General features: G+C 48.8%; 1 protein-coding gene and 1 pseudogene. One reads left to right on the top strand and one right to left on the bottom strand.

Annotated elements, in window-relative coordinates; genetic code table 11:
* Positions 1-219 precede the first annotated feature (219 nt).
* A complete protein-coding gene (locus WBV27_RS09200) occupies positions 220-1704 on the bottom strand; it encodes an aminotransferase class I/II-fold pyridoxal phosphate-dependent enzyme (RefSeq protein ID WP_424201407.1) in 1485 nt (494 codons plus the stop codon).
* 392 nt (positions 1705-2096) lie between these two features.
* Here WBV27_RS09200 and WBV27_RS09195 point away from each other — a divergent pair.
* A pseudogene (locus tag WBV27_RS09195) lies at positions 2097-2407 on the top strand (hypothetical protein); the annotation flags it as partial.

Raw genomic sequence — 2407 nt, 5'->3', positions numbered from 1 at the left:
AGCCGCCATGTTTGGCAGTATCCTTCAGGTTGCGGGTGCTTAATGTTACGATTCTTTTCATAACGACATCTCCTCTGAAATAGGTTAAGGAAGCATATTGCTTGACAGAAAAATGCTCCCTTTGTGAATTATTTTACCAACAAATTGTTAGTCCGTCAATCTGCCTACCTATCAGCATAGTGACCGTTTTTATCAATATCGTGATTCATCCAATAACTATCAAAATGTAAGCTGCTGAGCAAGGCTTTTCTGGTGCATAATTCGGATATTTTCCGGAAGCCCGTCAGCATCGCTGTAGACCCTTGTCCCCTTTTCCAATAAGGCATGGATTTGGCGGATAAACCCGGCGCTGATCCGTTCTCCAGGCACAAGCAACGGGATGCCCGGTGGATATGCCCAAATGTATTCGGCTGCTGTTTGCCCTGCAGCTCGCTCCAACGGACACACCGCTTTTTCCGATTCCAGGGCCTGCCAGATTTCGCATTGCTTTTCCGGCAAGGAGAACAGGGTTGTTGCGGCATATGGCGCGTGCTCCCCAGCTGCCGAGCTGAGCGTGCTATCAATTGCTAAAAGTGCATCAGCCAATGCAGCCATTGCGGCATCGGTATCGCAAACACTGGTCATCGCCAACGCATGATCGCCATAAGCCATCTCCATTTCGATATGATGATCGCTCCGCAACGTTTCGGAAAGTTCCTGTCCGGTTAAGCCGGTGCCTTGCGCAGAAATCAGGATTTTGCCTTGGTCGAAGGCGAAAAAGGTTGGGTGCGCCGCCGGACTGTCGTTCCCGTGGCACAGCACCTTTAAATGCTCGAGCTGTTTCATTTTTTCCGAAAAGTCGCTTAATCTTTGATTGTAGTTTTCGAACAGTTGCTCCCCTTCGTCTCGCAGCAAACGGAAACAGCGGTCGATCGAAGCCATCAGCACATAGGACGGCGAGCTGCTTTCGAAGATGGCGAGTTGCCGGGCCAGTTCTTCCGGACTGATCAGGTCTCCGTTCAGATGGGCAAATGACGTCATTGTCAACGAAGGCAAAGTCTTGTGCAGACTCTGGATCACGATATCTGCGCCGAGTGCGGTCGCGCTAGCCGGAAAATATTCCGAGTAATTGAAATGCGAGCCGTGCGCCTCGTCGACCATCAAGGGAATTCCGTGCCCATGACAGATTTCCGAAATCGCTGCGATATCGCTGACTACCCCCTCATACGTCGGCGAAGTCAAAACGACCAGCTGCGTGTCCGGATTCTTTTTTAGCGTATCAGCGATGCTTGCCGTCGAAATGCCACCGTGGATGCCGAAAGTTTCATCCATTTCCGGCATCAGATAGACGGCCTCCAATCCGAAAAGCTCGATCGCATGATAGACCGACTTGTGGCAATTCCGCGCGACCGCAATCTTGCCGCCGCGTCTCGTCGTAGCCCGGATTCCCGCCAAGATGCCGCAGGTGCTCCCGTTCACGAGATAAAATGAACGCTTGGTTCCGTAGAAGTCTGCGATTTCTTCCATATATTCGTTGAGGATGCCACTCGCGCCATGCAGATTGTCGAAGCCATCTATTTCCGTGATGTCGATGTTGTAAGGCAGATCCGTTCCCAACAGCGCGGTGTTCCGCTTGTGACCCGGCATATGCATCGGGATGCTGTCGGACGCCGTATGTGCTTTCAGTCTGTCCAACAAAGAAGGTTGTGTTGTATGTTTGTCCATTAGTTTATCCTTTTCTGCGTGCTAGTTGTATGTTCTCATTATAGCAGACGAAGAATGTCAAAAGAGGACAAAATTCGGGCGGGGTCTTTGCCTGCGCTAAGTGGTTGTCGCGTACTCTATCGCTTACAGTCAGTTACCGGATATATCAAAAGTACCCGGATACTTGGTACACTCCAGAAAAACAAGAAAAAATACCCAACGTCAGATGATTATCCCATTCTCATTTTGACCGAAGTGTATGATTCTTCATTCAGCCCACAATGGTGATATAATGACTGTGCACGCGAGTAAGTTAAGTCAATGTCAAAAATTCGTTAATAGTAAAATTTGACACATGATTCAGCCGAATTTTGACTTTGAGTTCTGAAACTATAATGCACAGGAGGATTTCCATGAATACCCACAACATCGAAAAACAAAATAGCCACTTGGATTTGCAGGATAAAGCGGTGCAGGACATATTCGCGCTCTATCAGGATTATTCGGAAATTCCTTACATTTCCGAAAAACGCGATAAGGAGGGTTGGCTGAACGCCGTCCGGATCGGATCGGAACAGCTCGTACCCAAACGCAACATGATCCGTTTTGAGGAAGATATCCTGCCGGGGCATCTGATCCTGTTATGGCGCATTCAATTCGGGACATTCACGAACGAGAGCGTTTATCCGAAATATTTCGAATACAATTACGGCATCAATGGCCG

This window comes from Trichococcus sp. (genome assembly GCF_049589555.1).
Classification (GTDB): domain Bacteria; phylum Bacillota; class Bacilli; order Lactobacillales; family Aerococcaceae; genus Trichococcus.
Note: the sequence above shows the minus strand (reverse complement) of the source record. Positions and strands in the feature narration are given on the sequence as shown.

Bases quoted from the DNA above. Each gene is read 5' to 3' on its own strand.
- WBV27_RS09200 (WP_424201407.1), bottom strand. From the start codon at position 1,704: ATGGACAAACATACAACACAACCTTCTTTGTTGGACAGACTGAAAGCA.